This is a genomic window from Geodermatophilus sp. URMC 63, assembly GCF_053502565.1.
The window spans coordinates 2,992,467-3,015,579 of the sequence record NZ_CP199956.1; the positions used below are offsets into that span (position 1 = coordinate 2,992,467).

General features: G+C 75.5%; 21 protein-coding genes. 17 read left to right on the forward strand and 4 right to left on the reverse strand.

Going from position 1 to position 23,113, the window contains the following annotated elements:
- Positions 1-90 precede the first annotated feature (90 nt).
- On the reverse strand, positions 91-2,028 hold the full coding sequence (locus ACWIZO_RS14780; RefSeq protein ID WP_448638414.1) for a protein kinase domain-containing protein: 1,938 nt from the start codon (positions 2,026-2,028) through the stop codon (positions 91-93).
- A 213-nt stretch (positions 2,029-2,241) separates the two neighbouring features.
- On the opposite strand from ACWIZO_RS14780, the gene ACWIZO_RS14785 reads away from it, so the two are divergent.
- The 7 genes from ACWIZO_RS14785 (at position 2,242) to ACWIZO_RS14815 (ending at position 8,838) form a co-directional block, all read left to right on the forward strand.
- Positions 2,242-2,520 (forward strand): antibiotic biosynthesis monooxygenase family protein, encoded by a 279-nt coding sequence (locus ACWIZO_RS14785; protein WP_448638415.1) that lies wholly within the window; start codon positions 2,242-2,244, stop codon positions 2,518-2,520.
- Between the two features lie 91 nt (positions 2,521-2,611).
- Entirely contained in the window at positions 2,612-3,595 is a 984-nt protein-coding gene (locus tag ACWIZO_RS14790; RefSeq protein WP_448638416.1) for a hypothetical protein, read from the forward strand.
- Positions 3,596-3,679: 84 nt separating this feature from the next.
- Complete coding sequence (locus tag ACWIZO_RS14795; RefSeq protein ID WP_448638417.1) at positions 3,680-5,095, forward strand: glycine--tRNA ligase; 1,416 nt, start codon at positions 3,680-3,682, stop codon at positions 5,093-5,095.
- A gap of 165 nt (positions 5,096-5,260) precedes the next feature.
- Positions 5,261-6,244 (forward strand): ABC transporter ATP-binding protein, encoded by a 984-nt coding sequence (locus ACWIZO_RS14800; RefSeq protein WP_448638418.1) that lies wholly within the window; start codon positions 5,261-5,263, stop codon positions 6,242-6,244.
- Positions 6,241-7,032, forward strand: a complete 792-nt coding sequence (locus ACWIZO_RS14805) for an ABC transporter permease (RefSeq protein WP_448638419.1) — start codon at positions 6,241-6,243, stop codon at positions 7,030-7,032. Before ACWIZO_RS14800 ends, ACWIZO_RS14805 begins: the two co-directional genes overlap by 4 nt.
- Positions 7,033-7,057: 25 nt before the next feature.
- Entirely contained in the window at positions 7,058-8,230 is a 1,173-nt protein-coding gene (locus ACWIZO_RS14810) for a sensor histidine kinase (protein ID WP_448638420.1), read from the forward strand.
- Entirely contained in the window at positions 8,227-8,838 is a 612-nt protein-coding gene (locus tag ACWIZO_RS14815; protein WP_448638421.1) for a response regulator, read from the forward strand. The genes ACWIZO_RS14810 and ACWIZO_RS14815 overlap by 4 nt, the downstream gene beginning before the upstream one ends.
- A gap of 5 nt (positions 8,839-8,843) precedes the next feature.
- Here the strand turns inward: ACWIZO_RS14815 and ACWIZO_RS14820 are convergent, their stop codons facing one another.
- Positions 8,844-10,010 (reverse strand): glycosyltransferase family 9 protein, encoded by a 1,167-nt coding sequence (locus ACWIZO_RS14820; protein WP_448638422.1) that lies wholly within the window; start codon positions 10,008-10,010, stop codon positions 8,844-8,846.
- A 105-nt stretch (positions 10,011-10,115) separates the two neighbouring features.
- Between ACWIZO_RS14820 and ACWIZO_RS14825 the strand changes: the two genes are divergently transcribed.
- The 7 genes from ACWIZO_RS14825 to ACWIZO_RS14855 all read left to right on the forward strand — a co-directional run bounded on the left by ACWIZO_RS14825 (position 10,116) and on the right by ACWIZO_RS14855 (position 16,804).
- Positions 10,116-10,352, forward strand: a complete 237-nt coding sequence (locus tag ACWIZO_RS14825) for a type II toxin-antitoxin system VapB family antitoxin (protein WP_448638423.1) — start codon at positions 10,116-10,118, stop codon at positions 10,350-10,352.
- A complete protein-coding gene (gene vapC / locus ACWIZO_RS14830) occupies positions 10,331-10,753 on the forward strand; it encodes a type II toxin-antitoxin system VapC family toxin (protein WP_448638424.1) in 423 nt (140 codons plus the stop codon). The genes ACWIZO_RS14825 and vapC overlap by 22 nt, the downstream gene beginning before the upstream one ends.
- Before the next feature lie 40 nt (positions 10,754-10,793).
- Positions 10,794-11,957 carry a tRNA dihydrouridine synthase DusB gene (gene dusB, locus ACWIZO_RS14835; protein WP_448638425.1) on the forward strand — a complete coding sequence of 388 codons (1,164 nt, stop codon included), beginning with the start codon at positions 10,794-10,796 and terminating at the stop codon, positions 11,955-11,957.
- Positions 11,954-12,412, forward strand: a complete 459-nt coding sequence (locus ACWIZO_RS14840) for an Rv0361 family membrane protein (protein ID WP_448638426.1) — start codon at positions 11,954-11,956, stop codon at positions 12,410-12,412. The genes dusB and ACWIZO_RS14840 overlap by 4 nt, the downstream gene beginning before the upstream one ends.
- A 209-nt stretch (positions 12,413-12,621) precedes the next feature.
- Positions 12,622-15,330 carry a pyruvate, phosphate dikinase gene (gene ppdK / locus ACWIZO_RS14845; RefSeq protein WP_448638427.1) on the forward strand — a complete coding sequence of 903 codons (2,709 nt, stop codon included), beginning with the start codon at positions 12,622-12,624 and terminating at the stop codon, positions 15,328-15,330.
- 325 nt (positions 15,331-15,655) lie between these two features.
- The gene (locus tag ACWIZO_RS14850) at positions 15,656-16,279 is read left to right on the forward strand and encodes a YdcF family protein (protein WP_448638428.1); all 624 of its coding nucleotides are present in this window, start codon (positions 15,656-15,658) and stop codon (positions 16,277-16,279) included.
- Positions 16,280-16,291: 12 nt separating this feature from the next.
- Positions 16,292-16,804 carry a hypothetical protein gene (locus tag ACWIZO_RS14855; RefSeq protein ID WP_448638429.1) on the forward strand — a complete coding sequence of 171 codons (513 nt, stop codon included), beginning with the start codon at positions 16,292-16,294 and terminating at the stop codon, positions 16,802-16,804.
- Positions 16,805-16,886: 82 nt separating this feature from the next.
- Here ACWIZO_RS14855 and ACWIZO_RS14860 read toward each other — a convergent pair whose 3' ends face one another.
- Both ACWIZO_RS14860 and ACWIZO_RS14865 read right to left on the reverse strand, forming a co-directional pair.
- The gene (locus ACWIZO_RS14860; protein ID WP_448638430.1) at positions 16,887-18,227 is read right to left on the reverse strand and encodes an APC family permease; all 1,341 of its coding nucleotides are present in this window, start codon (positions 18,225-18,227) and stop codon (positions 16,887-16,889) included.
- A gap of 67 nt (positions 18,228-18,294) precedes the next feature.
- The gene (locus tag ACWIZO_RS14865; protein WP_448638431.1) at positions 18,295-19,173 is read right to left on the reverse strand and encodes a carbon-nitrogen hydrolase family protein; all 879 of its coding nucleotides are present in this window, start codon (positions 19,171-19,173) and stop codon (positions 18,295-18,297) included.
- 117 nt (positions 19,174-19,290) lie between these two features.
- Here ACWIZO_RS14865 and ACWIZO_RS14870 point away from each other — a divergent pair, with 117 nt between their 5' ends.
- From ACWIZO_RS14870 to ACWIZO_RS14880, 3 genes are all read left to right on the forward strand, one after another.
- Positions 19,291-19,881 (forward strand): TetR/AcrR family transcriptional regulator, encoded by a 591-nt coding sequence (locus ACWIZO_RS14870; protein ID WP_448638432.1) that lies wholly within the window; start codon positions 19,291-19,293, stop codon positions 19,879-19,881.
- A 119-nt stretch (positions 19,882-20,000) separates the two neighbouring features.
- Positions 20,001-22,502, forward strand: coding sequence for a DNA primase (gene dnaG, locus ACWIZO_RS14875; protein ID WP_448638433.1), 2,502 nt, complete (start codon positions 20,001-20,003; stop codon positions 22,500-22,502).
- Positions 22,499-23,092 (forward strand): hypothetical protein, encoded by a 594-nt coding sequence (locus tag ACWIZO_RS14880; RefSeq protein ID WP_448638434.1) that lies wholly within the window; start codon positions 22,499-22,501, stop codon positions 23,090-23,092. The genes dnaG and ACWIZO_RS14880 overlap by 4 nt, the downstream gene beginning before the upstream one ends.
- Positions 23,093-23,113 lie beyond the last annotated feature (21 nt).

Here is a 23,113-nt window from a genome sequence, read left to right on the forward strand (position 1 = left end):
GCCGCCGCGGACGACGGGCCCCGGACGACGGGCCCCGGACGACGGGCCCCGGACGACGGGCTCCGGACGACGGGCTCCGGACGACGGGCCTCAGCGGGGACGGAAGTCGCTCAGGCTCGCGTCGTTCCACCACGCCCACAGGTCGGCCAGGCCGGACTCCCCGCCGCCGGGGACGACCACCAGTGCCTCCGCGGCGACGTCGTTCTGCGTCCAGGCCAGGTTGGCGTTGCCGTCGCCGTCCACCCAGCAGGCCACCCGCCCGGCCGCCCGCTGGTCGGCGCCGGTGTACTGCCGGTGGCCGTGGGCGTCGGGGCAGTCGGTGTCGCCGAGCTCGTCGAGGTGCAGTCCCGCCACGTCGACGAGGAACACCCGGTCGACGGCGGCGCGGTCCTCGTAGAGGTAGAAGGCGGCGGCCGAGGGGCCGGGCTGGGTCAGTGCCGCGCCGCAGGCGACGGCGGCGAGGTCGCCGTCGCCACCGGGGTCGGTCGTCTCGCACGTCGCGGGGTCGAAGTCCGCCGGCAGGACGTCGAGCAGCCGCTGCTCGGGATCCGCCGCGTCCTGGCCGCCACCGGTCGTCGTGCCGGTCGTCGAGCCCGCGTCCGTCGTGCTGCCGGCGGTGGCGGTGGCGGTGGCACCCGTGTCGGTCGCGGTGGCACCCGTGTCGGTGGCGCCCGCGTCCGTCGTCCCCGTCTGCATGGCGGTGGTGGCGGTCGGGGCGTCGGACCGGCCGACCAGCGCGACCACCGCCACGACGGCGAGCACCAGCAGCGCCGCGATGCCGGCCAGGACCAGCGGCAGGCGGGTGGACCTCCGCCGGCCCGAGGGCGTCGCCCCGCCCGGCGGCGGGAGACCGACACCCGGGCCGTACCCGGGGGAGCCGGGGCCCGGGGGCGGTCCGTACCCGACGGGCGCGCCGGGGTGGGACGGCGGCCCGTACCCGACGGGCACGCCGGGATCGGACGGCGGCCCGTAACCGACAGGCACGCCGGGATCGGACGGCGGCCCGTACCCGACGGGCAGGCCGCCCGGGTTCGACGGTGGCCCGTACCCGGCGGGCGCGCCCGGGGTCGACGGCGGCCCCCATGCGGCCGGGGCGCCCGGGGAGGAGAAGCCGACCGTCTGCGGACGCAGCGGCAGCGGGGTGACCGACGTCGGCGGCGCGGCCTCCGCGCGGGGCGCCACGCCACCGGCGGCCAGCGCCGCCCGCGCGGCCGCGGCCAGCTCCCCGCAGGTGGACCAGCGCTCGTCGGGCTCCTTGGCCAGACCCCTGCGGACGACGTCGTCGAGTGCCCGTGGCAGTCCCGGGCGCAGCGTCGACGGCGGCGGCGGGCTGGTGTTGAGGTGGGCGTACATCAGCGCGGCCAGCCCGTCCCCGGTGAACGGCCGGCGGGCGGTGAGGCACTCGAAGAGGACGCAGGCCAGCGCGTAGACGTCCACCCGCCGGTCGATGGGCCTCTCGAGGAAGCGCTCGGGCGCCATGTAGTGGAAGGACCCCAGCGCGGCGCCGGTCTGGGTGAGCGAGGGGCCCTGCGAGTCCGTCGTCGACCGGGCGATGCCGAAGTCGACGAGGTAGACGAACTCGTCGTCGTCGTCGTCGCCGGAGCCGGTCAGCAGCACGTTGGACGGCTTGACGTCGCGGTGCACCAGGCCGTCGGCGTGCGCGGCGTCGAGGGCCCGCGCGGTCTGGCTGACGATCGACACCGCGCGCGCGGGGTCCATCGGTCCCTCCGCGGCCAGCACCGCGGCCACGTCGCGGCCGGGCACCAGGCGCATGTCGAGGAACAGCCGGCCGTCGATCTCGCCGTAGCGGTGGATCGGGACGATGTGCGGCTCGTTGAGCCGGGCGGCCAGGTGCGCCTCGCGCCGGAAGCGCTCGCGGTAGCCGGCGTCGGCCGCGAGGTGCTCGGAGAGGACCTTGAGCGCGACCGTGCGCTCGTGCTCGGTGTCGTAGGCCCGGTAGACCTCGCCCATCCCGCCGCGGCCGAGCAGCGCCTCGATGCGATAGGGGCCGAACTGTTGCAGGTCCACCGGTCGTTCCTCCGTGTGCCGCGGGCCCGGACGCGCGCCGGATCCGGCGCCGGGTGCGGGTCGTCGGCGGAGTCTAGGGACGGCGACCGACCCCGACCAGCGCCCCGGCCACGGCGCGGGACACCCCGGCTGGGCAGGGACGACGGCGGCCAGCAGAGTGGACGCCGTGCGCAGACCACCACCCCACGGCCCGGTGCGTCCCGGGGAGGCGCGGTGTTCGCGGTGACCCGGCTGCGGGTCCCCCCGGGGGACGTCGCGGAGCTGCAGGCCGCCGTCGACCGGCTGCTGGCCGCCCTCGCCGCCCGGCCCGGCTGGCGCGGCGGCGAGGTCGGGCAGGCCGCGGACGACCCGGCCCTGTGGGCCGTGGTGACCCGCTGGGACGGCGTCGGCGCCTACCGCCGGGCGCTGTCGGCCGCGGAGGTGAAGATCGCCGGGGCGCCGGTGTGGGTGCACGCGCTCGACGAACCCGGCGCCTACCTCCCGCCGGGGTGAGGCCGGCGCCGTGGTCGCGCGGCTGGGTGCGGCCGTGTCCGGTGCGTAGCCTGCGTCGGACAGGACACCCCCAGCCGGGAGGACGGGCCCGATGAGCCAGCCGCCGCAGGACGACGGGACGTCGGCCGACCGCACCCGCGAGCTGCACCTGCCCCCGGTGCCCGGCCGCCCCGGCTCGCCGGCGCCGCTGCCCGACCAGCCGACCGACCGGCTGCCCGGCCCACCCGACCGCATCCCGACCGTGCGGGTCGACGCGGTCGGCGGAACGCCCGGCGCTCCGGGCACCGGCGGGTTCCCGGGCGCACCCGGTCCCGGCTACGGCCCGCCCGGGTACGGCCCGCCCGGCTACGGGCAGCCCGGTCCGGGGTACGGCCCGTCCGGCCCCGGGTACGGGCCGCCCGGCTACGGCCCACCCGGGTACGGCCCGCCCGGCCCCGGGCAGCCCGGTGGTGGCCCGGGGTACGGCGCTCCGCCGCCGCGGAAGAGGCGGCGGGGCCTGGTCGCGGCTCTGGCCGCCCTCGTCGTCCTGTTGGTGGGTGCCGCTGTGCTGGCCGCCGTGCTGGTCGCCCGCCGCGACGCCGGCACCGACGTGGCCACGTCGCCGTCGGCCACCGCGACCACGTCCGCAGGCGCGTCGTCGACCTCGGCGAGCCCCTCGTCGTCCGCGCCGGGGTCCTCGTCCGGGTCGCCGTCGGGCGACGGCGGCTTCGGGGGCGGCGCGGCCACGCCGACCGGCGGCGGGGGCGGGTCGACGACGCTCAACGTCCCCGGCAGCCCGGAGATCGCCGCCGGCTGGGTGCAGTCGCTGGTCGACCAGGACGCGGACGCCGCCTACGCCGACCTGTGCGCCGCCGGGCAGGCCCAGCTCCCCGACCCCGCGACGCTGCAGGCGGACTTCGAGACCTTCCTCGGCGGGCGCATCACCGAGGGCTCGGCCACCGACGCGGCCGCGGCCGGCGACGTCGACGAGGTCGCTTTCGCGGTGACCCTCGAGGACGGCACGCCGCGCGACTTCGTCGTCACGGTGGTCGACGAGGGCGGCCGGCCCGCCGTCTGCGGCTACACGTCCCGCTGACCGGACCGGGCGGGGCCCGCCGGCGGGCCGACTACCGTGGGCAGGTCAACTCGCCGACCGCCAGCCGGATGGAGCCCCCAGCCCGTGAGCGCCAGCACCACCACCTCGACAGCGCCGCACGACCCCGCCCGCCTCGACAAGGTGGTCAACCTCTGCAAGCGCCGGGGGTTCGTGTTCCCCTCCGGTGAGATCTACGGCGGCACCCGCTCGGCCTGGGACTACGGGCCCCTGGGCGTCGAGCTGAAGGAGAACATCAAGCGGCAGTGGTGGCGCACCGTCGTCCAGCGCCGCGACGACGTCGTCGGCCTGGACTCCTCGGTGATCCTGCCGCGCCAGGTGTGGGTGGCCTCCGGTCACGTCGGCGTCTTCACCGACCCGCTCACCGAGTGCCAGAACTGCCACAAGCGGTTCCGGGCCGACCACCTCGAGGAGGAGTTCGGGGCCCGCAAGGGGCGCGCACCCGAGAACGGCCTGGCCGACGTCTCCTGCCCGAACTGCGGCGTCACCGGCCGGTGGACCGAGCCGCGCGACTTCAACATGATGCTCAAGACCCACCTCGGCCCGGTCGAGGACGAATCGGGGCTGCACTACCTGCGCCCGGAGACCGCGCAGGGCATCTTCGTCAACTTCGCCAACGTGATGGGCGCCGCCCGCCGCAAGCCGCCGTTCGGCATCGGCCAGATCGGCAAGTCGTTCCGCAACGAGATCACGCCGGGCAACTTCATCTTCCGCACCCGCGAGTTCGAGCAGATGGAGATGGAGTTCTTCGTCGAGCCGGGCAGCGACGAGGAGTGGCACCAGTACTGGATCGACGAGCGGACCCGCTGGTACACCGACCTCGGGATCGCACCGGAGAACCTGCGGCACTACGAGCACCCGGAGGAGAAGCTGAGCCACTACTCGAAGCGCACCGTCGACATCGAGTACCGCTTCGGCTTCACCGGCTCGGAGTGGGGCGAGCTCGAGGGCATCGCCAACCGCACCGACTTCGACCTGTCCACCCACACCCAGCACTCCGGCGCGGACCTGTCCTACTTCGACCAGGCCAGCAACACCCGCTGGACGCCGTACGTCATCGAGCCGGCGGCCGGGCTGACCCGCTCGCTCATGGCCTTCCTCGTCGAGGCCTACACCGAGGACCAGGCGCCCAACGCCAAGGGCGGCGTCGACACCCGCACCGTGCTGCGGCTGGACCCGCGGCTGGCGCCGGTCAAGGCCGCCGTCCTGCCGCTGTCGCGCAACGCCGACCTCTCGCCCAAGGCGCGCGACCTGGCCGCGCAGCTGCGGCGCAACTGGAACGTCGACTTCGACGACGCCGGCGCCATCGGCCGCCGCTACCGCCGCCAGGACGAGGTGGGCACGCCGTTCTGCCTCACCGTCGACTTCGACACCCTCGAGGACCAGGCGGTGACCGTGCGGGAGCGGGACTCGATGAGCCAGGAGCGCGTCGCCCTGGACCAGGTCGAGTCCTACCTCGCCGCCCGCCTGCCCGGCTGCTGAGCGGCGTACACGTCCGCGGATCCGCCCCGAGCGGATCCGCGGACGTGCACGAACCCGCGCCATGACCGGTGTCCGCCATGACCGATGTCCGCCATGACCGATGTCATGGTGCGGTCGTGATCTCCGGCCGAGGAGCGGAGGACGCCGCCGGGCCAGCCTGAGGTCATGACACAGACCTCCCCGGCTCCCGCCGCGACGGCCCGGACGGCGCCCCCGGCCGTCGCGCTGCGCGGGCTGACCAAGCGCTTCGGCGCCGTCACCGCCGTCGACGGCCTGGACCTCGTCGTCCAGCCCGGCGAGATCGTGGCCTTCCTCGGCCCCAACGGCGCGGGCAAGACCTCCACGATCGACGCGTTGCTCGGGCTCTCGCGTCCCGACGCCGGCTCCGTCGAGGTCTTCGGGCTGCCGCCGCGCACCGCCGTCGCGCAGGGGCTGGTCGCCGCCGTCATGCAGACCGGCGGGCTGCTCGGCGACCTCACCGTCGGCGAGACGCTGGAGCTCACCGCCGCGCTGTTCGCGCACAGCCGCCCGGTGCCCGAGGTGCTCGAGCGCGCCGGCCTCGCCGACATCGCCCGCCGCCGGGTCGCCAAGTGCTCCGGCGGGCAGAAGCAGCGGCTGCGCTTCGCGATGGCCCTGCTGCCCGAGCCGGCGCTCATCGTCCTCGACGAGCCCACCACCGGCATGGACGTCGAGGGACGGCGGGAGTTCTGGGCGGCCATCCGCGCCGACGCCGAGCGCGGCCGCACCGTCGTCTTCGCCACCCACCACCTCGACGAGGCCGACGCCTACGCCGATCGGATCGTGCTCGTCAGCGCCGGCCGGGTGGTCGCCGACGGCACCGCCGCCGAGGTCAAGGCGCTGTCGGCCGGCCGGCAGGTGACCGCCACCTGGACCGGGGCCACCCCCGCAGAGGCCGCGGGCCTGTTCCAGCTCGACGGCGTCGACGACGTCGAGCTGCGCGGCGACACCGTCCTGGTGCGCACCCGCGACTCCGACGTCGTCGCGCGACACCTGCTCACCGCCACCCCCGCGCACGACCTGCAGATCACCTCCCGCGGGCTCGAGGACGCCTTCCTCGCGCTCACCGGCCCCGCCGCCTCGACCACCGCCGCCTCGACCACCGCCGCCCTGAACGGAGCGACCCGATGACCGCCGCCCTGCCGACCCTCGAGCGTCGCGTCCCGCCGCTGGGCGGGTTCTCGACGACGTTCCTGCGCCTAGAGATCCGCCGCATCCTGCGCAACCGCCGCACCGCGGTCTTCACGCTGGTCATGCCGCCGGTGTTCTTCCTGCTCTTCGGCGGGCTCAGCGACGCCTACCGGGCGGAGTCGGCGGGCCGGGGCAACGTCTCGGCGTACCTGATGATCAGCTTCGCCGTCTACGGCGCGATGATCGCCAACACCAGCACCGGTGCCTCGGTCTCGGTCGAGCGGGCGCAGGGCTGGTCGCGGCAGCTGCGGCTGACGCCGCTGGACCCGACGGCCTACACCGCCACCAAGGTGCTCACCGCGATGGTCGTGGGCGCGGTCCCGGTGCTCATCGTGTTCGCCGTCGGCGGGCTGACCGGCGCCGCGCACATGCCGGGCTGGGCCTGGGTGGTCAGCGGCCTGGCGGCGTGGGTCTGCGCCGTCGTCTTCGCGGCCTTCGGGCTGTTCATCGGCTACCTGGTGCCGTCGGAGAACGTCATGCAGCTGCTCGGGCCGGCGCTGGCGCTGCTCGCGCTGATGGGCGGCATCTTCGTCCCGCTCAGCTCGCTGAGCGACACCCTGCAGACGCTGTCGTCCTGGACGCCGGCCTACGGCGTCGGCGTGCTCGCGCGGGCGGCGCTGGTCGGCGACGGCGTGGACACCGGCGCCGTGCTCAACGTCGTCGTGTGGACGGCGCTGTTCGCTGCCGGGGCGGTCTGGCGGTTCCGCCGCGACACCGCCCGCGTGTGACCGGCGCGGAGTCACACTGCTCGCCGTGACCACAGCACCGGCCGCCGAGGTGTCCTCGTCCCCGCCTACCCCCCGCTGGGCCGGCGGGGACGACGACCGCCCGATCGGCACGTCGCGCATCGGGTGGCTGTGGGCCGCCGTCTGGCTGGTCTACCTGGCCGTGCCGATCCGGACGGCCTGGGCGGTCCGCTCGACGACCGCCGGGGTGATCGCCCTCGCCGCCCTGCTGCTCTTCGCCGCCGCGTTCGCCGCCTACTTCGCCTGGATGCGCACGCGCCGCATCCGCGGAGTGGGGGTGCCGACCAGGGTGATCTGGCTCGTGCTCGCCGGGCTCGTGCTGCTGCTGGTCGTCGCCGCACCGGGCGCCGGCGAGGAGGTCGTGACCGGCGCGGTGTACGTCGGGGTGACCGCGGCCATGACCCTGCCGGGCCGTCAGGTGGCGGGCGTGGTCGTCGTCCTGGCCGCCGCCACTGCCCTGCTCCCGCGCGCCGTGGAGGGCTGGGAGCCGGTCGACGGCTTCGTCCCCGAGCTGCTGTTGGCCACGCTCGCCGCCTACGGGGTGGGGCAGGTCCTCCGGCGCAACATCGAGCTGGCCCACGCCCGCGCCCAGCTGGTGGAGCTGGCGGTGGCGCGGGAACGGGCCCGGTTGGCCCGCGACGTGCACGACATCCTCGGTCACTCGCTGACCGTCATCACGGTGAAGACCGAGCTGGCCGGGCGGCTGCTGGAGGGCGCCGCCGACGACCCGAGACTGGCCCGCGTGCGCAGCGAGGTCGCCGACGTCGAGGCGCTGGCCCGTGCGGCGCTCGCCGACGTCCGGGCGACGGCCGCCGGCACCCGTGAGGTGTCCCTGCCCGGAGAGCTCGCCGCGGCGCGGCAGGCGCTCGAGGCCGCCGGCATCACCGCCGACCTGCCGCTCGCCACCGAGGAGGTGCCCGCCGCCTGGCGCGAGCTGTTCGCCTGGGTGGTGCGCGAGGGGGTCACCAACGTGGTCCGGCACAGCGGCGCGCGCTGGTGCGGCGTCGTCCTGACGCCCACCGGTGTCGAGGTGCGCGACGACGGCTGCGGCCCGGGCGCCGGCCCGGGCACCGGCTCGGGACTGGCCGGCCTGCGCGCCCGGGTGAGCGCCGCCGGCGGGCAGCTGGAGACCGGGCGCGCGCCCGAGGGCGGCATGCTGCTGCGGGTGACGACGGCGTGATCCGGCTGCTGTTGGCCGACGACCAGGCCCTCGTCCGGGGCGCCCTGGCCGCGCTGCTCGACCTCGAGCCCGACCTCACCGTGGTGGCCGAGGTGGGCCGCGGGGACGAGGTCGTGCCCGCCGCGGTGGAGCACCGGGCCGACGTCGCCCTGCTCGACGTCGAGATGCCGGGGCTCGACGGCATCGCCGCGACCGCCGCCCTGCGCCGCGAGCTGCCCACCTGCCGGGTTCTGATCGTGACCACCTTCGGCCGCCCCGGCTACCTGCGCCGCGCGCTGGAGGTCGGCGCCAGCGGCTTCGTCGTCAAGGACACCCCGGCCCGGCAGCTGGCCGACGCGGTGCGCCGCGTGCACGCCGGGCTGCGCGCGGTCGACCCGGCGCTGGCCGAGGAGAGCCTGGTGTCCGGCGCCAGCCCGCTGTCGGCGCGGGAGACCGAGGTCCTGCGGGCCGCCCGCGACGGCGGCACGGTGGCCGACCTCGCCCGGGTGCTGCACCTGGCCGAGGGCACGGTGCGCAACCACCTCTCCGCGGCGATCGGCAAGACCGGCGCGCGGACCCGGGCCGAAGCCGTGCGGCTGGCCGAGCAGAGCGGCTGGCTGCTGGGCTGACCGCCCTATCGGACCGCGCGCCGCCCGGGTCGCTGTCCCGGGCGAGGCTGCTGCGGTGCGGCCGCGGGGTGCACCGCCGGGCCGCCGTCCTCCAGCAGGTCGAGGGCGGCGGCGAGCACCGTCCCGACCGGGACGCCGGCCACGAGGGACCGGTCGTGCCCACAGCGGGACCGGCTCTGGTCGGTGCCGCAGACGGGACAGTCGGTGCGCGCGGAGATCGCGACGCGGTGCCGCCGGCGGGTCAGCGGACCGGCGTTGAGCAGGTTGTGCTCCAGGAAGACCCCCACCGTCGCCGTCCCCACCGCCTCGGCGAGGTGCCGCGGTCCCGAGTCGTTGGCCACCGCCAGCCGGCACCGGGCCAGGACACCGGCCAGCGCCCCGAGGGACAGCCGGCCGACCAGGTCGAGCAGCGGTACCGACGACGCCGCCCGGATCGCGTCGGCCGCCGCCCGGTCGTCGGGGCCCGAGCCGACGAGCACCACCTGCGCGCCCTCGGCGCCCAGCGCGTCGGCGACCGCGGCGAAGGACCGCGCCGGCCACCGGCGCCGCGGGTCCTGGGCGCCGGGGTGCAGGGCGACCAGCGGCTCCGGGCCGGCCGGCAGGACGGCGTCGGCGGCCGCGGCGTCGGCCGGGGTGAGGACCAGCCGCGGCTGCAGGGACACCGAGGCCGCGCCGACCAGCCCGACGAGCTCCAGGCAGCGCAGCACCTCGTGCTGGTCGGAGGAGTAGGGGAGCCAGCGGTCCAGCGGCGGGGCGCCGGTGTCGCGAGCGCCGACGGTCACGCGGGCGCCGAGAGCCGCCACCAACGGGTTGGAGTTGCCCCCGCCGCCGTGCAGCTGCAGGGCCAGGTCGTAGCTCTCCTCCCGCGAGGCGGCGAGGAAGCGCCGGACCTCGGGGCTGTCCCGCGCCGCACCCGGGGCGTCGCGCACGCCCGGCCACGGCGGGACGACGACCACCCGGTCCCACGGCCCGGGACGGCCCTCGAGCAGCTCCGGGTGCCACGGCGCGCCCAGGACGGTGACCTCGGCGCCGGGGTAGGCGGCCCGCAGCGCCGCCAGCGCCGGGAGGGTGAGCACCAGGTCGCCGAGGAAGTTCGCCCGCAGGACGGCGATGCGGGCGACGTCGGGCACGAGACCCGCCGCGGTGCCCAGCAGCGCAGGCGACCTCGACACGCGTCCTCCTCGGCTCGGTGGCGGAGGACTGCCCTGCCCACACGGGGACCCGGTCATGCCCGACGGCACGTGCACACGCTTCACCACGAGGTGTGGCGTGGTGCCGTGGGCCGGACGAACATCGACATCGACGACGACCTGGTCGGCCGTGCCATGCGCCGGTACGGCCTGCGCACCGAGAAGGACGCCATCGACTTCGCCCTGCGTCAGGTGAGCGCCGCGCCGATGACACCCCGCGAGATGCACGCCATCCGCGGCAGCGGGTGGGACGGCGACCTCGACGCCATCCGCCGCGGTGAGGCCGAGGAGCTGGCCGAGCAGTGGCCGGCGCCGCCCGCGTGACGGTCCTCGTCGACTCCTCGGTGTGGATCACCTCCCTGCGCGGCGTCGAGGGGGAGGAGACCGACCTCCTGCACGGGCTCGTCGCCGACGGCGCGGCGGCGACGACGGACGTCGTCCTGCTGGAGGTCCTCGCCGGCACCACCGACGAGGAGCGTGCCGGCCGGCTGGCCCGCTTCCTCGCCGGGGCCGAGCTGCTGCGCCAGGAGTCCCCGGTCGACGCCGAGACCGCCGCGGCCCTGTACCGGGCCTGCCGGCGGGCCGGGGAGACGCCGCGCTCGCCGAACGACTGCGTGGTGGCCGCCGTGGCGGTGCGGCACGGGGTCGGCGTGCCGCACCGCGACCGCGGCTTCGCCGTCCTCGCCCGGGACACCGGGCTGCGGACCATCCCGGCTCCGCGCTGACCTGCGCGGGACGCGTCAGCGGCCCGCCTACCCTGGAGGGGTGACCGCCACCCTCGAGCCGACGACGACGGCACTGCCGCCGCTGCGGCTCGGGCCGCTGACGGTGGACCCCGCCGTGGTGCTCGCGCCGATGGCCGGCATCACCAACCCGGCCTTCCGCACGCTGTGCCGAGAGTTCGGCGCGGGCCTCTACGTCTGCGAGATGATCACCACGCGGGCGCTGGTCGAGCGCAACGAGAAGACGCTGCGGATGATCCGGGCCACGCCCGAGGAGGCGGCGGCCGGCTTCTCCGTGCAGCTCTACGGCGTGGACCCGGCCACCGTCCGGCGGGCGGTGGAGATGCTCGTCGACGAGGAGGTCGCCGGCACCCGTCCGGCGCACGTCGACCTGAACTTCGGTTGCCCGGTGCCCAAGGTGACCCGCAAGGGCGGCGGGTCGGCGCTGCCGTGGCGGCGGGTGCTGTTCCGCGACATCGTCCGCGCCGCGGTGGCGGCCGCCCGCGACGTGCCGGTCACCGTCAAGACCCGCATCGGCATCGACGCCGACCACGTCACCTACCTCGACGCCGGCCGGATCGCCCAGGACGAGGGCGCCGCGGCGATCACGCTGCACGGCCGCACCGCCGACCAGCTCTACAGCGGCACCGCCGACTGGGCGCCCGTCGCGCGGCTGGTCGAGGCCGTCGACATCCCGGTGCTCGGCAACGGCGACGTCTGGGAGGCCGACGACGCGCTGCGGCTGATCGCCGAGACCGGGTGCGCCGGCGTCGTCGTCGGCCGCGGCTGCCTGGGCCGGCCCTGGCTGTTCGGCGACCTCGCCGCCGCCTTCGCCGGGGAGTCGCGCCGCGCGCTGCCGACGCTGCGCGAGGTGGCCGCGGTCATGCAGCGGCACGCCGAGCTGCTGGCGGAGGGGCAGGGCGAGCTGCACGGCTGCACCGACTTCCGCAAGCACGTGGCCTGGTACCTCAAGGGCTTCTCCGTCGGCTCGGACGTCCGCCGCGCGCTGGCGATGGTCAGCTCCCTCGACGAGCTGGCCGGTCTGCTCGAGCGGGTCCCCGACCAGCCCTGGCCGACGGCGGTGCTCGGCGGCCCGCGCGGCCGGACCAGCAGCCCGCGGCCGGTGGCGCTGCCCGAGGGCTGGCTGGACGACCGTGACGACCCGCGGCCGCCGGCCGGCGCGGAGCTGGAGACGAGCGGCGGGTGAGCACGGGCCCCCACCTCTACGACGAGGACCCCGAGCCGCTGCACACCGGCACGCCCCGCACCCGCAACGGCCTCATCCTCGCCATCCTCGGCGGCACGGTCGCCGTCGCCGTGGCCGCCGTCGTCGCGCTGCCGCTGGTCCGGGGCAGCGGGGAGGACCAGGCCCGCGAGGTGGTCGGCGTCTTCCTCGCCGCCCTCCGCGCGGGGGACACCGAGACCGCCGGCCAGCTGCTGTGCGAGTCCGAGCGCGACCGCGGCGACGCCGAGGAGATCGCGGCCGCCTACGCCCAGCCGGGGACGGGGGAGGTCGAGGACGTGACCGCCGGCGAGGTCGACGGCACCGACGTCCAGCGGGTCCTCGTCCGGTGGGACGACGGTGCCGCCGGCACCGAGACGACCGTGACCGTGGTCCTCGAGGACGGTCCGAGGATCTGCGGCAGCACGCCCGCCGGCTGAGCACCGCACGACCGCTCCCTCCGGTCGCCGCGGGGCTGGCGTCCGCCGGGCCGGTGAGCCACCATCGCTGTCTGGCTCCCTGCGGACGTATGAGACGTCTACCCGAGACGGCCCGCGGAGCCGAGCCCGCCGGAGCGGCGCACGGGGGACCCCGGGCCACCGCCACCGGCAGGCGACGGTCAGCCGGCGGACGAGCGCGGAGGTGCGCGGTGGGCAGCGGGACGGGCGCGACGACCTGGGTCTACGACTTCAGCGAGGGCTCCAAGGAGCAGAAGGACCTCCTCGGCGGCAAGGGCGCGAACCTCGCCGAGATGACCAACCTCGGCCTGCCCGTGCCGCCCGGGTTCACGATCACCACCGACGCCTGCCGGTACTACCTCGCGCACGGCAGCACCCCGCCCGACCTCGCCGACCAGGTGACCGAGCACCTCACCGCGCTGGAGAAGGCGATGGGCAAGACGCTCGGCGACCCGTCGGACCCGCTCCTGGTGTCGGTGCGCTCCGGGGCGGCGGCGTCCATGCCCGGGATGATGGAGACCGTCCTCAACGTCGGCCTCAACGACGAGTCGGTGCAGGGCCTGGCCGCCCAGTCCGGCAGCGACCGGTTCGCGTGGGACTCCTACCGCCGGCTGATCCAGATGTTCGGCAGGACGGTGCTCGACATCGACGGCGAGCACTTCGAGCACGCCCTCGACGAGGCCAAGCGCGAGCAGGGCACCGACCTCGACCTCGACCTCGACGCCGAGCACCTGCGCGACGTCGTCGACCGGTTCAAGGCGATCGTGCGCGAGCACACCGACCGGGACTTCCCGCAGGACCCGCGCGAGCAGATGGACCTGGCGATCAACGCCGTCTTCGACTCGTGGAACGCCCCGCGCGCGATCCTCTACCGCCGCCGCGAGCGCATCCCGAGCGACGCCGGGACGGCGGTCAACGTGTGCTCGATGGTCTTCGGCAACCTGGGCGCCGACTCGGGCACCGGGGTGGCGTTCACCCGCGACCCGGGCAGCGGCGAGCAGGGCGTGTACGGCGACTACCTGCAGAACGCGCAGGGCGAGGACGTCGTCGCCGGCATCCGCAACACCGTGCCGCTGACCGAGCTCGAGCGCATCGACGCCGACGCCTACGCCGAGCTCACGCAGATCATGAGCACCCTCGAGTCGCACTACCGCGACCTGTGCGACATCGAGTTCACCGTCGAGCGCGGGAAGCTGTGGATGCTGCAGACCCGCGTCGGCAAGCGGACGGCGGGCGCGGCGTTCCGGATCGCCGCCCAGCTGGTCGACGAGGGCCTCATCGACACCGACGAGGCGGTCCGGCGGGTCACCGGCGACCAGCTCGTCCAGCTGATGTTCCCGCGGTTCGTCTCCGGCGGGGAGGCCACCCAGCTCACCCAGGGCATGAACGCCTCGCCCGGCGCCGCCGTCGGCAGGGCGGTGTTCTCCTCGGAGGAGGCCGTGACGTGGGCCGACCGGGGCGAGAAGGTGGTCCTGGTCCGGCGGGAGACCAACCCCGACGACCTGTCCGGGATGATCGCCGCCGAGGGCGTGCTCACCAGCCGCGGCGGGAAGACCTCGCACGCCGCCGTCGTCGCCCGCGGCATGGGCAAGACCTGCGTCTGCGGCGCCGAGGAGCTGCAGGTCGACACGAAGAACCGCCGCTTCACCGCGCCCGGCGGGGTCACCGTCGAGGAGGGCGACGTCATCTCTATCGACGGGTCCACCGGCCGGGTGTGGCTCGGTGAGGTGCCGGTCGAGCCCTCGGCCGTCGTCCGCTACTTCGAGGGCGAGATCGACCCGGACTCCGCCGAGGCCGACGACCTGGTGCGCAGCGTGCACCGGGTCCTCACCCACGCCGACGAGGCGCGGCGGCTGGACGTGCGCACCAACGCCGACACGCCCGAGGACTCCGCCCGCGCCCGGCGCTTCGGCGCCCGCGGCATCGGCCTGTGCCGCACCGAGCACATGTTCCTCGGCGACCGGCGGAAGCTGGTCGAGAAGCTGATCCTCGCCGAGGACGACGCGGGCAAGCAGGCCGCCCTCGACGCGCTCGCGCCGCTGCAGAAACAGGACTTCCTGGAGATCTTCGAGGCGATGGACGGGCTGCCGGTGACCGTGCGGCTGCTCGACCCACCGCTGCACGAGTTCCTGCCCGACCTGACCGACCTCTCGGTGCGGGTCGCCGTCGCCGAGGCCCAGGGACACCCGGACGAGGCCAACCTGCGGCTGCTGGCCGCCGTCCGCCGGCTGCACGAGCAGAACCCGATGCTCGGCCTGCGCGGCGTGCGGCTGGGCCTGGTGGTCAAGGGGCTGTTCGCCATGCAGGTGCGGGCGATCGCCGAGGCGGCCTGCGAGCGCAAGCAGGCCGGCGGTGACCCGCGGCCGGAGATCATGATCCCGCTGGTCGGGGCGGTGCAGGAGCTCGAGGCGATCCGCGAGGAGTCCGAGCAGGTGCTCAGCCGGGTGTTCGAGGAGTGCGGCGTCGAGCTCGACGTGCTCATCGGCACGATGATCGAGGTGCCGCGCGCCGCGCTGACCGCCGCCGAGCTCGCCTCGTCGGCCGAGTTCTTCTCCTTCGGCACCAACGACCTCACCCAGATGACCTGGGGCTTCTCCCGCGACGACGTCGAGGCCGCGTTCTTCCACGCCTACCTGGACAAGGGGATCTTCGGCGTCTCGCCGTTCGAGTCGCTGGACCGGCCCGGCGTCGGCCGGCTCGTGGAGGTCGCCGTCGAGGAGGGCCGGGCGGCGCGGGCGGACCTCAAGCTCGGGGTCTGCGGCGAGCACGGCGGCGACCCGGACTCGGTGCACTTCTTCCACGAGGTCGGGCTGGACTACGTGTCCTGCTCGCCGTTCCGGGTGCCGGTGGCCCGGCTGGAGGCCGGCCGGGCCGCGCTGGGAGCCGACCGCGCCGGCTGACGGCGGCTGATCACCGATGGGGGGCGGCGATCGCGGGCGTGTCCGGCAGCCACCCGCCGATGATCACCGCGGTGGGGCGCACAGCGCTGAGGCGCCGAGCGGTGGGGCGCCGAGCGGTGGGGCGCCGAGCGGTGGGGCGCCGAGCGGTGGGGCGCCGAGCGGTGGGGCGCCGAGCGGTGGGGCGCCGAGCGGTGGGGCGCCGAGCGGTGGGGCGCCGAGCGGTGGGGCGCCGAGCGGTGGGGCGCCGAGCGGTGGGGGCAGGGCGCACCCGCCACACCGGTCCCGGTGGCCACCGGGACGCAGGAGCCCGTGATACCCATGGGGGATGTGGATGGGGGCGCTGCTGTCGCGGATGGTGGGCGCCGTCGTGCTGTCCGCGCTGCTGTTGGTCACCTCGACCGCCGCGGCCATCTGGTGGACCGCCCGGGGGGACGCGCGGCCGTCGTCCGACGCGATCGTGGTGCTCGGGTCGGCGCAGTACAACGGCGTCCCCTCGTCGATCTTCGCCGCCCGGCTGGAGCACGCGCTGACGCTGTGGGAGGACGGCGTCGCCCCGGTGGTCGTCACGGTCGGGGGCAAGGCCGCCGGCGACGCGTTCACCGAGGCCGAGGCCGGCCGCGACTACCTCGAGTCGGCGGGCATCCCGCCCGACTCGCTGCTCGCGGTGCCCGAGGGGGTCGACACGCTGGAGAGCATGCGGGCGGTCGGGACGGCCTACGCCGAGCGCGGGTGGACGACGGCCGTCCTGGTCACCGACCCCTGGCACGCCATGCGGGCCGAGCGGATGGCCGAGGACGCCGGCATGGAGGCAGAGAGCTCGCCCACCCGGCAGGGCCCGGCCGTGCAGACCCGCACCACGCAGTTCCGCTACATCCTGCGGGAGACGGCGGCCTACCTCCTCTACCGGGCGACCGGCGAGAGCGTGGCGGGAGCGCCGGGCATCGGCTGAGAGGGGTCGCACGTGCTCGAGTTGGGGAAGGCCGGCTCGGCCGGCGCCGGGAAGGGCGTCCTGCCCGTGCTCCGCGACGGCCTCGTCGTCGCCACGCTGCGGGCGTCGAACTGGCGGGAAGCGGCCACGGCCGTCGTCGGCGACCGCGAGTGGGTGCTCGCGAAGAGCAGGGGCGCGCTCACCGGCCGCTGGGCGAGCGAGCCGGAGGACGCCGCCCGCCTGCGCGCCCGGCAGACGTCGTTCTGGAAGGGCACCTGGGAGGCCGACCTGGAGGGGACGACGCTCCGGTCGGAGGTCGTGTCCCGCTGGAAGGGCGGTCACCGGTACCTCGACGGCGACCGCGTGGTCGCCGAGACCGGGACGACGGGTGGCTGGTCGCCGCGCCCGACGCTGACCGCCGACGACTCCCTGCCGTTGGACCACCAGGTCTTCCTGCTGTGGCTCGGGCTCGTGATGAGCCGCCGCGACCAGGCCGCGACGACGGCCGCGATCGCGGGCGGCGCCGCCGCGGCAGGGGGCAGCTGAGCCCGTGACCGGGACGGCCGTCCCGACGCGAGCGGGAGCCGGCCCCGGTCCGGGCCGGCCCCCGTGCGCCGTCCTCAGCGCCTCACGCGAGCACCTCGGGCTTGGGCTCCTCCTCCAGGCGCAGCTCCGGCGGCGCCACCCGCAGACCGCGGGTGAGCACCAGCAGCCAGACGACGCCCAGTGCCAGCCACGAGACGCCGAGCCACAGCGCGTGGCCGTCCAGCTCGGTCAGCAGCCACACGTCCACCGCGCCACCGAGCAGCGGGAGGACGACGTGGGTGAGCCGGTCCAGCGACTCCCCGGCCCGCCGCTGCCGCAGGAAGTGGGACAGCACGCAGACGTTGACCATGGTGAACGCGGTGAACGCGCCGAAGTTGATGAACGACGTCGACGTCGACAGCGAGAACTCCAGGGCCAGCAGGCCGACCGCGCCGCTGAGCGCCAGGTTCGCCACCGGGGTGCGGAACCGCGGGTGCAGGTAGCCGAACACCCGCCGCGGCAGCACGCCGTCGCGCCCCATGGCGTACAGCAGCCGGCTGACGCTGGACTGCGCGGCCAGGCCGGAGGCGATGCCGCCGATGACCACGCCGGCGACCAGCAGCGAGGCGAACAGGTCACCGCCGATCCCGGTGGCGATGTCGAAGGCGGCCGAGGACTCGTCGGCGAACGCGCCGCCCGGGTGCACCAGCTGGGTCACGTAGCCGACCACGATGAAGAGGAGGCCGCCGGTCAGGGCGGTCAGCACGATCGCGCGGGGGATCGTCCGGGTCGGGTCGTGGGTCTCCTCGGTGAGCGTGGTGACCGCGTCGAAGCCGAGGAAGGAGTAGGCGGCGATCGCCGCCCCGGAGGCGATGCCCCCGATCGTCGTCGCGGAGTTCCACAGCGGGGCCGTGGCCGAGCCGGCGCCCCCGTGGTGGAGGGAGAGCACGACGAACACCACCAGGACGACCATGGTGAAGGCCATCAGCAGGTAGGTGGCGATGTCGGCCAGCCGCACGCCGAGCACGTTGATCCCGGTGGTCACCACGATGTGCCCGACCACCCAGATCCAGAACGGCACGGAGGGGAACTGGGCCTGCAGGAACGAGGCGCCGATGAGCCAGATGACCATCGGCAGGAAGAAGTAGTCGAGCAGGACAGCCCACCCGACCAGGAAGCCGACCCGGGAGTCGATCAGCTTGCGCACGTAGGTGTAGGCCGAGCCCGAGACCGGGAAGACGCGGGCCATCTTCCCGTAGCTGAGCGCGGTGAACAGCATCGCGACCGTCGCCAGGACGTACGCGGTCGGCGTCGTCCCGGCGCTGGCGGCCGCGACGATGCCGAAGGTCGTCAGCACGACCATCGGGGCCATGTAGGCCACGCCGAAGAGCACCACCGAGGGCAGGCGCAGCTGCGGCACGAGTGAGGGCTGGGCAGGGGGCATGTCGGGCTCCCGGGGCAGGGGTGGTCGAGGCCGGCCGCGCCGTCCGGCGCGGCGGTGGGGTGGAGGGTCAGGCGGAGGTGGCGCCGCGCCAGGTGGCGGGGTCGATCCGGCCGCCGTACACCGGCAGCGGCACGGGTCCCTCGTCGTGGCCGTGCTGGTACTGGTCCCAGACGCGGTTGAGGCCGGCGGTGCCGAAGCGGCGCACGGTGGTCACGGCGTCGAGGTCGATCACGTCGGTGAGGACGGAGGGCAGCTCGCTGACCGCCTCGACCCGGACGCGGCCCTCGGGGTCGACCAGCAGGCTGCGGCCCAGACCCGACGGCGTCCCGGCGTTGACGCTGGCCACGAAGGCCTGGTTGACGATGGCGTTCGCCCGGGCGATCACCGTCTCCTGGGCGCGGTCGGCGGTCGGGGTCTTCACCAGGTTCAGCACGAGCTCGGCTCCCATCCAGGCCAGCTGGCGGGTGTGCTCGGGGAACCAGGCGTCGTAGCAGACCGACAGCCCGACCCGGCCGTGGCCGGTCATCTCGAAGACGACGAACTCGCTGCCGGAGGCGCAGGTCTCGTACGGCCGCCAGGGGAAGATCTTGCGGTAGGCGGCGGCCCGCCGGCCCTCGGGGGAGTACACGAGCGCGGTGTTGTAGACGCGGCCGTCCTCGCCGAGCTCGCTGACGCTGCCCGGGACGAGCCAGATCCCCAGGTCGCCTGCGAGCTGGGCGAGGAACTCGTGCCGGGGGCCGTCCAGCGGCTCGGCGGAGTCGGCGACCTGCTGCTCGGTGCGGCGGGGGTCGAGGTCGTCGCCGGCCAGGTGCAGCTCGGGGTAGACGAGCAGCCGCGCCTGCGGGTACGTGCGGGCCACCTGCTCGACGTGCTCGGCGAAGCCCTTGAGGTCACCGGGATCGCGGCCGGCCGCCTGGACGAGCGCGAGCGGGAGGGGTCGGGACATGTTGCTCCTCGGGAGTGGTCGTCCGGTCGCGTCTCGCTGCCCCGGATTCCTTGAAAAAGAGTCAAGGAATGGTGTGACGGCTGTCAAGCCCCGCCGGGACGCTGGCAGGATCGCGCTGTGGCCCGCGTGAAGAACCAGACTCTCCGCCGCGCCGAGCTGGTCGAGGCCGCCTCCCGGGCGCTGCTCGACCGTGGCGTGGCCGGGCTGCGGCTGAAGGACGTCGCCGAGCAGGCGGGGCTGACCCCCGGATCGGTCCTCTACTACTACGCCGACGTCGAGGAACTGCTGGCCGAGGTCTTCGGGCAGGGCACCCGGCTCTACTGCGACGGCCGGGAGGAGCGCGTGGCCCGCGCCGGCGACGTCCGCGATCGGCTGCGCGCCTGCATCGCCTCGGGCGTCCCGTACCCGGGCGAGCCGGCCGCGGCGAGCCAGGTCCTGTACGAGCTGATGCCCGTCGTCGTCCGGCACCCCCACGGCGCCGCGCTCTACGGCGAGTTCTTCGACCGCCAGGCGGCGCTGTACGAGGGCGTGCTCGCCGACGGAGCCCGCTCCGGTGAGCTCCGCCTGATCAGCGACGCCGCGGACCTCGCCCGCGGCTTCGTCGCCCTCGAGGACGGCTTCGGCATCCTCGTGCTCACCGGCGCCGAGACACCGGAGAGCGTCGAGCGGCGGCTGCTGGAGCACGCCCGGGTGGTCGCCGGGCTCTGACCGGCCGGTCGGCCGGGCCCCGGGCTGGGGACGGTCGCCGCTGCGCTCGTCCCGACGGTGGATGATCGGTGCGGGGCGCGCACCGGCGTCCTGCGCAGGCAGCACGACGGAGGAGGCCCATGGCCGGCCGGGGACGCATCCGAGCGGCGGACATCGCGCTGGTGCGCGAGCGCAGCCGGATCGACGAGGTGGTCGGCGAGCACCTGCAGCTCAAGCGCGCCGGGGGCGGCAGCCTCAAGGGCCTGTGCCCGTTCCACGACGAGAAGTCGCCGTCGTTCCACGTCACGCCCGCGCGCAACCTCTTCCACTGTCTCGCGGGGGAGACCGGCGTCCTCACCGAGGACGGCGTCGTCCCGATCGCGGACCTCGCCGGCCGGACCGTCCGGGTGCTCGACGGGGACGGCCGCTGGGTCGAGGCACCGTTCCGCTCCTACGGCGTCCAGCGGCTCATGCGCCTGGTGCTCGCGCGCAACGGCCGGACGAAGGTGCTCCACGCCACCGACGAGCACCGCTGGTTCGTCGTCTCGGGGCGTCGGGACCGGCGGGAGACCGTCACGAGGGACCTCCTGCCGGGTGACCGGCTGGCCCGGTCGGTCGCGGGGGGCCGACCCGTTCCGCCTCCCGCGGCGCTCGCACCGCCGGCCAGCCCGGGGTCGACGCGGCGGGCGGTGGCCACGCTGCTCGGGCGCAAGGAGGCCGAGGTGGCGCGCTGGGTGCCGGAGCCCCGCGCCGACCTGCGCTCGCCCACCGCGCCGTCGCTCGAGCCGGCGCTGCTCCGGACGGCCTGGGAGCACTCCGAGGCCAGGCGCCGGAGGAGGAGCTGGGTGGTCCGGTCGGTCGAGTGGAGCGACCGGGTGGAGGAGGTCTACTGCGCCGAGGTCCCCGGCACCCACGCGTTCACGCTCGAGGACGACGTCCTCACCGGCAACTGCTTCGGCTGCGGCGCCGGCGGCGACGTCATCAGCTTCGTCCAGCAGATCGACCACCTGAGCTTCACCGAGGCCGTCGAGCGGCTCGCGGCGCGGGCGAACATCGACCTGAAGTACGAGGACGACGGCGGCCGGCCCACCGGGGCGCCCGACCGCGCGCAGGCCGGGCAGCGCGCGCGGCTGGTCGCGGCCAACACCGCGGCCGCCGAGTTCTACGCCGAGCAACTGCGCACTCCCGAGGCCGCCCCGGCCCGGCAGTTCCTCGCCGACCGCGGGTTCGACCGGCAGGTCGCCGTCGACTTCGGCTGCGGGTTCGCCCCCGCCGGCTGGGACGCCCTCACCCGCCACCTGCGCAGCAGGGGCTACGGCCAGCAGGAGCTGGTGACGGCGGGGCTGGCCAAGGAGTCCTCGCGCGGCACGCTCATCGACCGCTTCCACCGCCGGCTGGTGTGGCCCATCCGCGACATCACCGGCGACGTCATCGGCTTCGGCGCTCGCAAGCTCATGGACGACGACCCGGGCCCGAAGTACCTCAACACCCCCGAGACGCCGCTGTACAAGAAGAGCACCGTCCTCTACGGCATCGAGCGGGCCAAGCGCGACATCGCCAAGCGGCACCAGGCCGTCGTCGTCGAGGGCTACACCGACGTCATGGCCTGCCACCTGGCCGGGGTGACGACGGCGGTCGCGTCCTGCGGGACGGCCTTCGGCGCGGAGCACATCGGCGTGCTGCGCCGGCTGCTCATGGACCAGGACGAGTTCCGCGGCGAGGTCGTCTACACCTTCGACGGCGACGCCGCGGGCCAGAAGGCGGCACGGCGGGCGTTCGAGGAGGACCAGCGGTTCATCGCGCAGACGTTCGTCGCCGTCGAGCCCGACGGCCGCGACCCCTGCGAGCTGCGCCAGGAGCACGGCGACGCCGCCGTCCGCGACCTGGTGGCCCGGCGGACGCCGCTCATCGAGTTCGTCCTGCGCACCACGCTGGCCGACTACGACCTCGACACCGTCGAGGGCCGGGTCGCGGCGCTCGACCGGACGGCGCCGCTGCTGGCCCAGGTCAAGGACCACGCGCTGCGCCCGGCCTACGCCCGGCGGCTGGCCGGCCTGATCGGCGACACCGACGAGGCCGAGGTGCTCGAGCGGGTGCGGCGCGTCACCGGTGAGGGGAGCGCGCCGTCCCGCTCCCGGCCGCGGGTGCCCAAGCGGACGCCGGACGACGCCGCGATCGCCGTCGAGCGCGAGGCGGTGAAGGCGGCGCTGCAGGTGCCCGAGATCGCCGGTCCGTCGTTCGACGCGGTGCCGCCGGAGTCCTACACCGATCCCGACTACGCCGCCGTCGCCGCGGCGGTGGCCAGGACCGGGGGAGCGGCGGCCGCGAGGGTCACCGGCCCCGAGTGGCTCGACCTCGTGGCCGCGCACTGCGACCGCGAGACCGCGCGCGCCATGCTGACCGCGCTCGCCGTGGAGCCGCTGAGGTCGGTGGGGGAGGCCGACGCCGGCTACGTGTCGGCGGTGCTGGCCCGGCTGCAGGAGATGGCCACGGTCCGGCAGGTGACCGCGCTCAAGGTCCGGTTGCAGCGGATGAACCCGGTCGAGCAGGGGGACGAGTACATGCGTGCGTTCTCACGGCTGATGGCGCTGGAGCAGGAGGCCATCTCGCTGCGGCAGCGGGCGATCGGCGGGCTGGCGTGAACCTCCTGGACCCGCTGCGCCGCCGGTTCACCCGACCGCCGGAGCCGGTGCGCGCCGTCGTCCTGGCCGGCCACCGCTCCGGAGCCGACCCCGACGAGCGGGTGCTGGCCTGGGGGGAGCTGGTGCGCGGACAGGGCTGGCTGGTGGCCACCAGCCGCGGGCTGCGGGTGGTGCCGGCCGGCCTGGCGCTCGACGAGGCGGCCGATGTGGGCGTGCTGCGGTGGCACGAGATCGGGTCGGCCCGCTGGGCGGCGACCAACGACGGCGGCGGCAGCTTCACCGTGACCGCGCTGAGCGAGGTGGAGCCGGGGGTCCAGGCGCGCGAGCCCGCCGAGCGGTACGCGCTCGCCGACGCCGGCGACCTGCCCGCCGTGGTGCGACGGCGGGTCGACGAGACGGTGGTGGCCAGCCGCCGCACCCCGCTGCCCACCGGCGGCGGGGTGGTGCTGGTGGCGCGGCGGGTGCCCGGTCAGGCCGCGCGCGAGTGGACGGTCGTCTTCGACGACGACACCGACCGCGGGGACCCGGAGGCACGGGAGGCCGCCCGCCGCAGGCTCGCCGAGGCCGTCGCGGCGGACCGGCCGGACTGACGTCGCCCGGCCGGCCCGTGC

What these genes read in the sequence shown, in the direction of transcription:
- ACWIZO_RS14850 (WP_448638428.1), top strand. Translation starts at nt 15,656, where the DNA reads ATGTGGATGGGGGCGCTGCTGTCGCGGATGGTGGGCGCCGTCGTGCTG.
- ACWIZO_RS14790 (WP_448638416.1), top strand. Translation starts at nt 2,612, where the DNA reads ATGAGCCAGCCGCCGCAGGACGACGGGACGTCGGCCGACCGCACCCGC.
- ACWIZO_RS14800 (WP_448638418.1), top strand. Translation starts at nt 5,261, where the DNA reads ATGACACAGACCTCCCCGGCTCCCGCCGCGACGGCCCGGACGGCGCCC.
- ACWIZO_RS14805 (WP_448638419.1), top strand. Translation starts at nt 6,241, where the DNA reads ATGACCGCCGCCCTGCCGACCCTCGAGCGTCGCGTCCCGCCGCTGGGC.
- ACWIZO_RS14865 (WP_448638431.1), bottom strand. Translation starts at nt 19,173, where the DNA reads ATGTCCCGACCCCTCCCGCTCGCGCTCGTCCAGGCGGCCGGCCGCGAT.
- dnaG (WP_448638433.1), top strand. Translation starts at nt 20,001, where the DNA reads ATGGCCGGCCGGGGACGCATCCGAGCGGCGGACATCGCGCTGGTGCGC.
- ACWIZO_RS14860 (WP_448638430.1), bottom strand. Translation starts at nt 18,227, where the DNA reads ATGCCCCCTGCCCAGCCCTCACTCGTGCCGCAGCTGCGCCTGCCCTCG.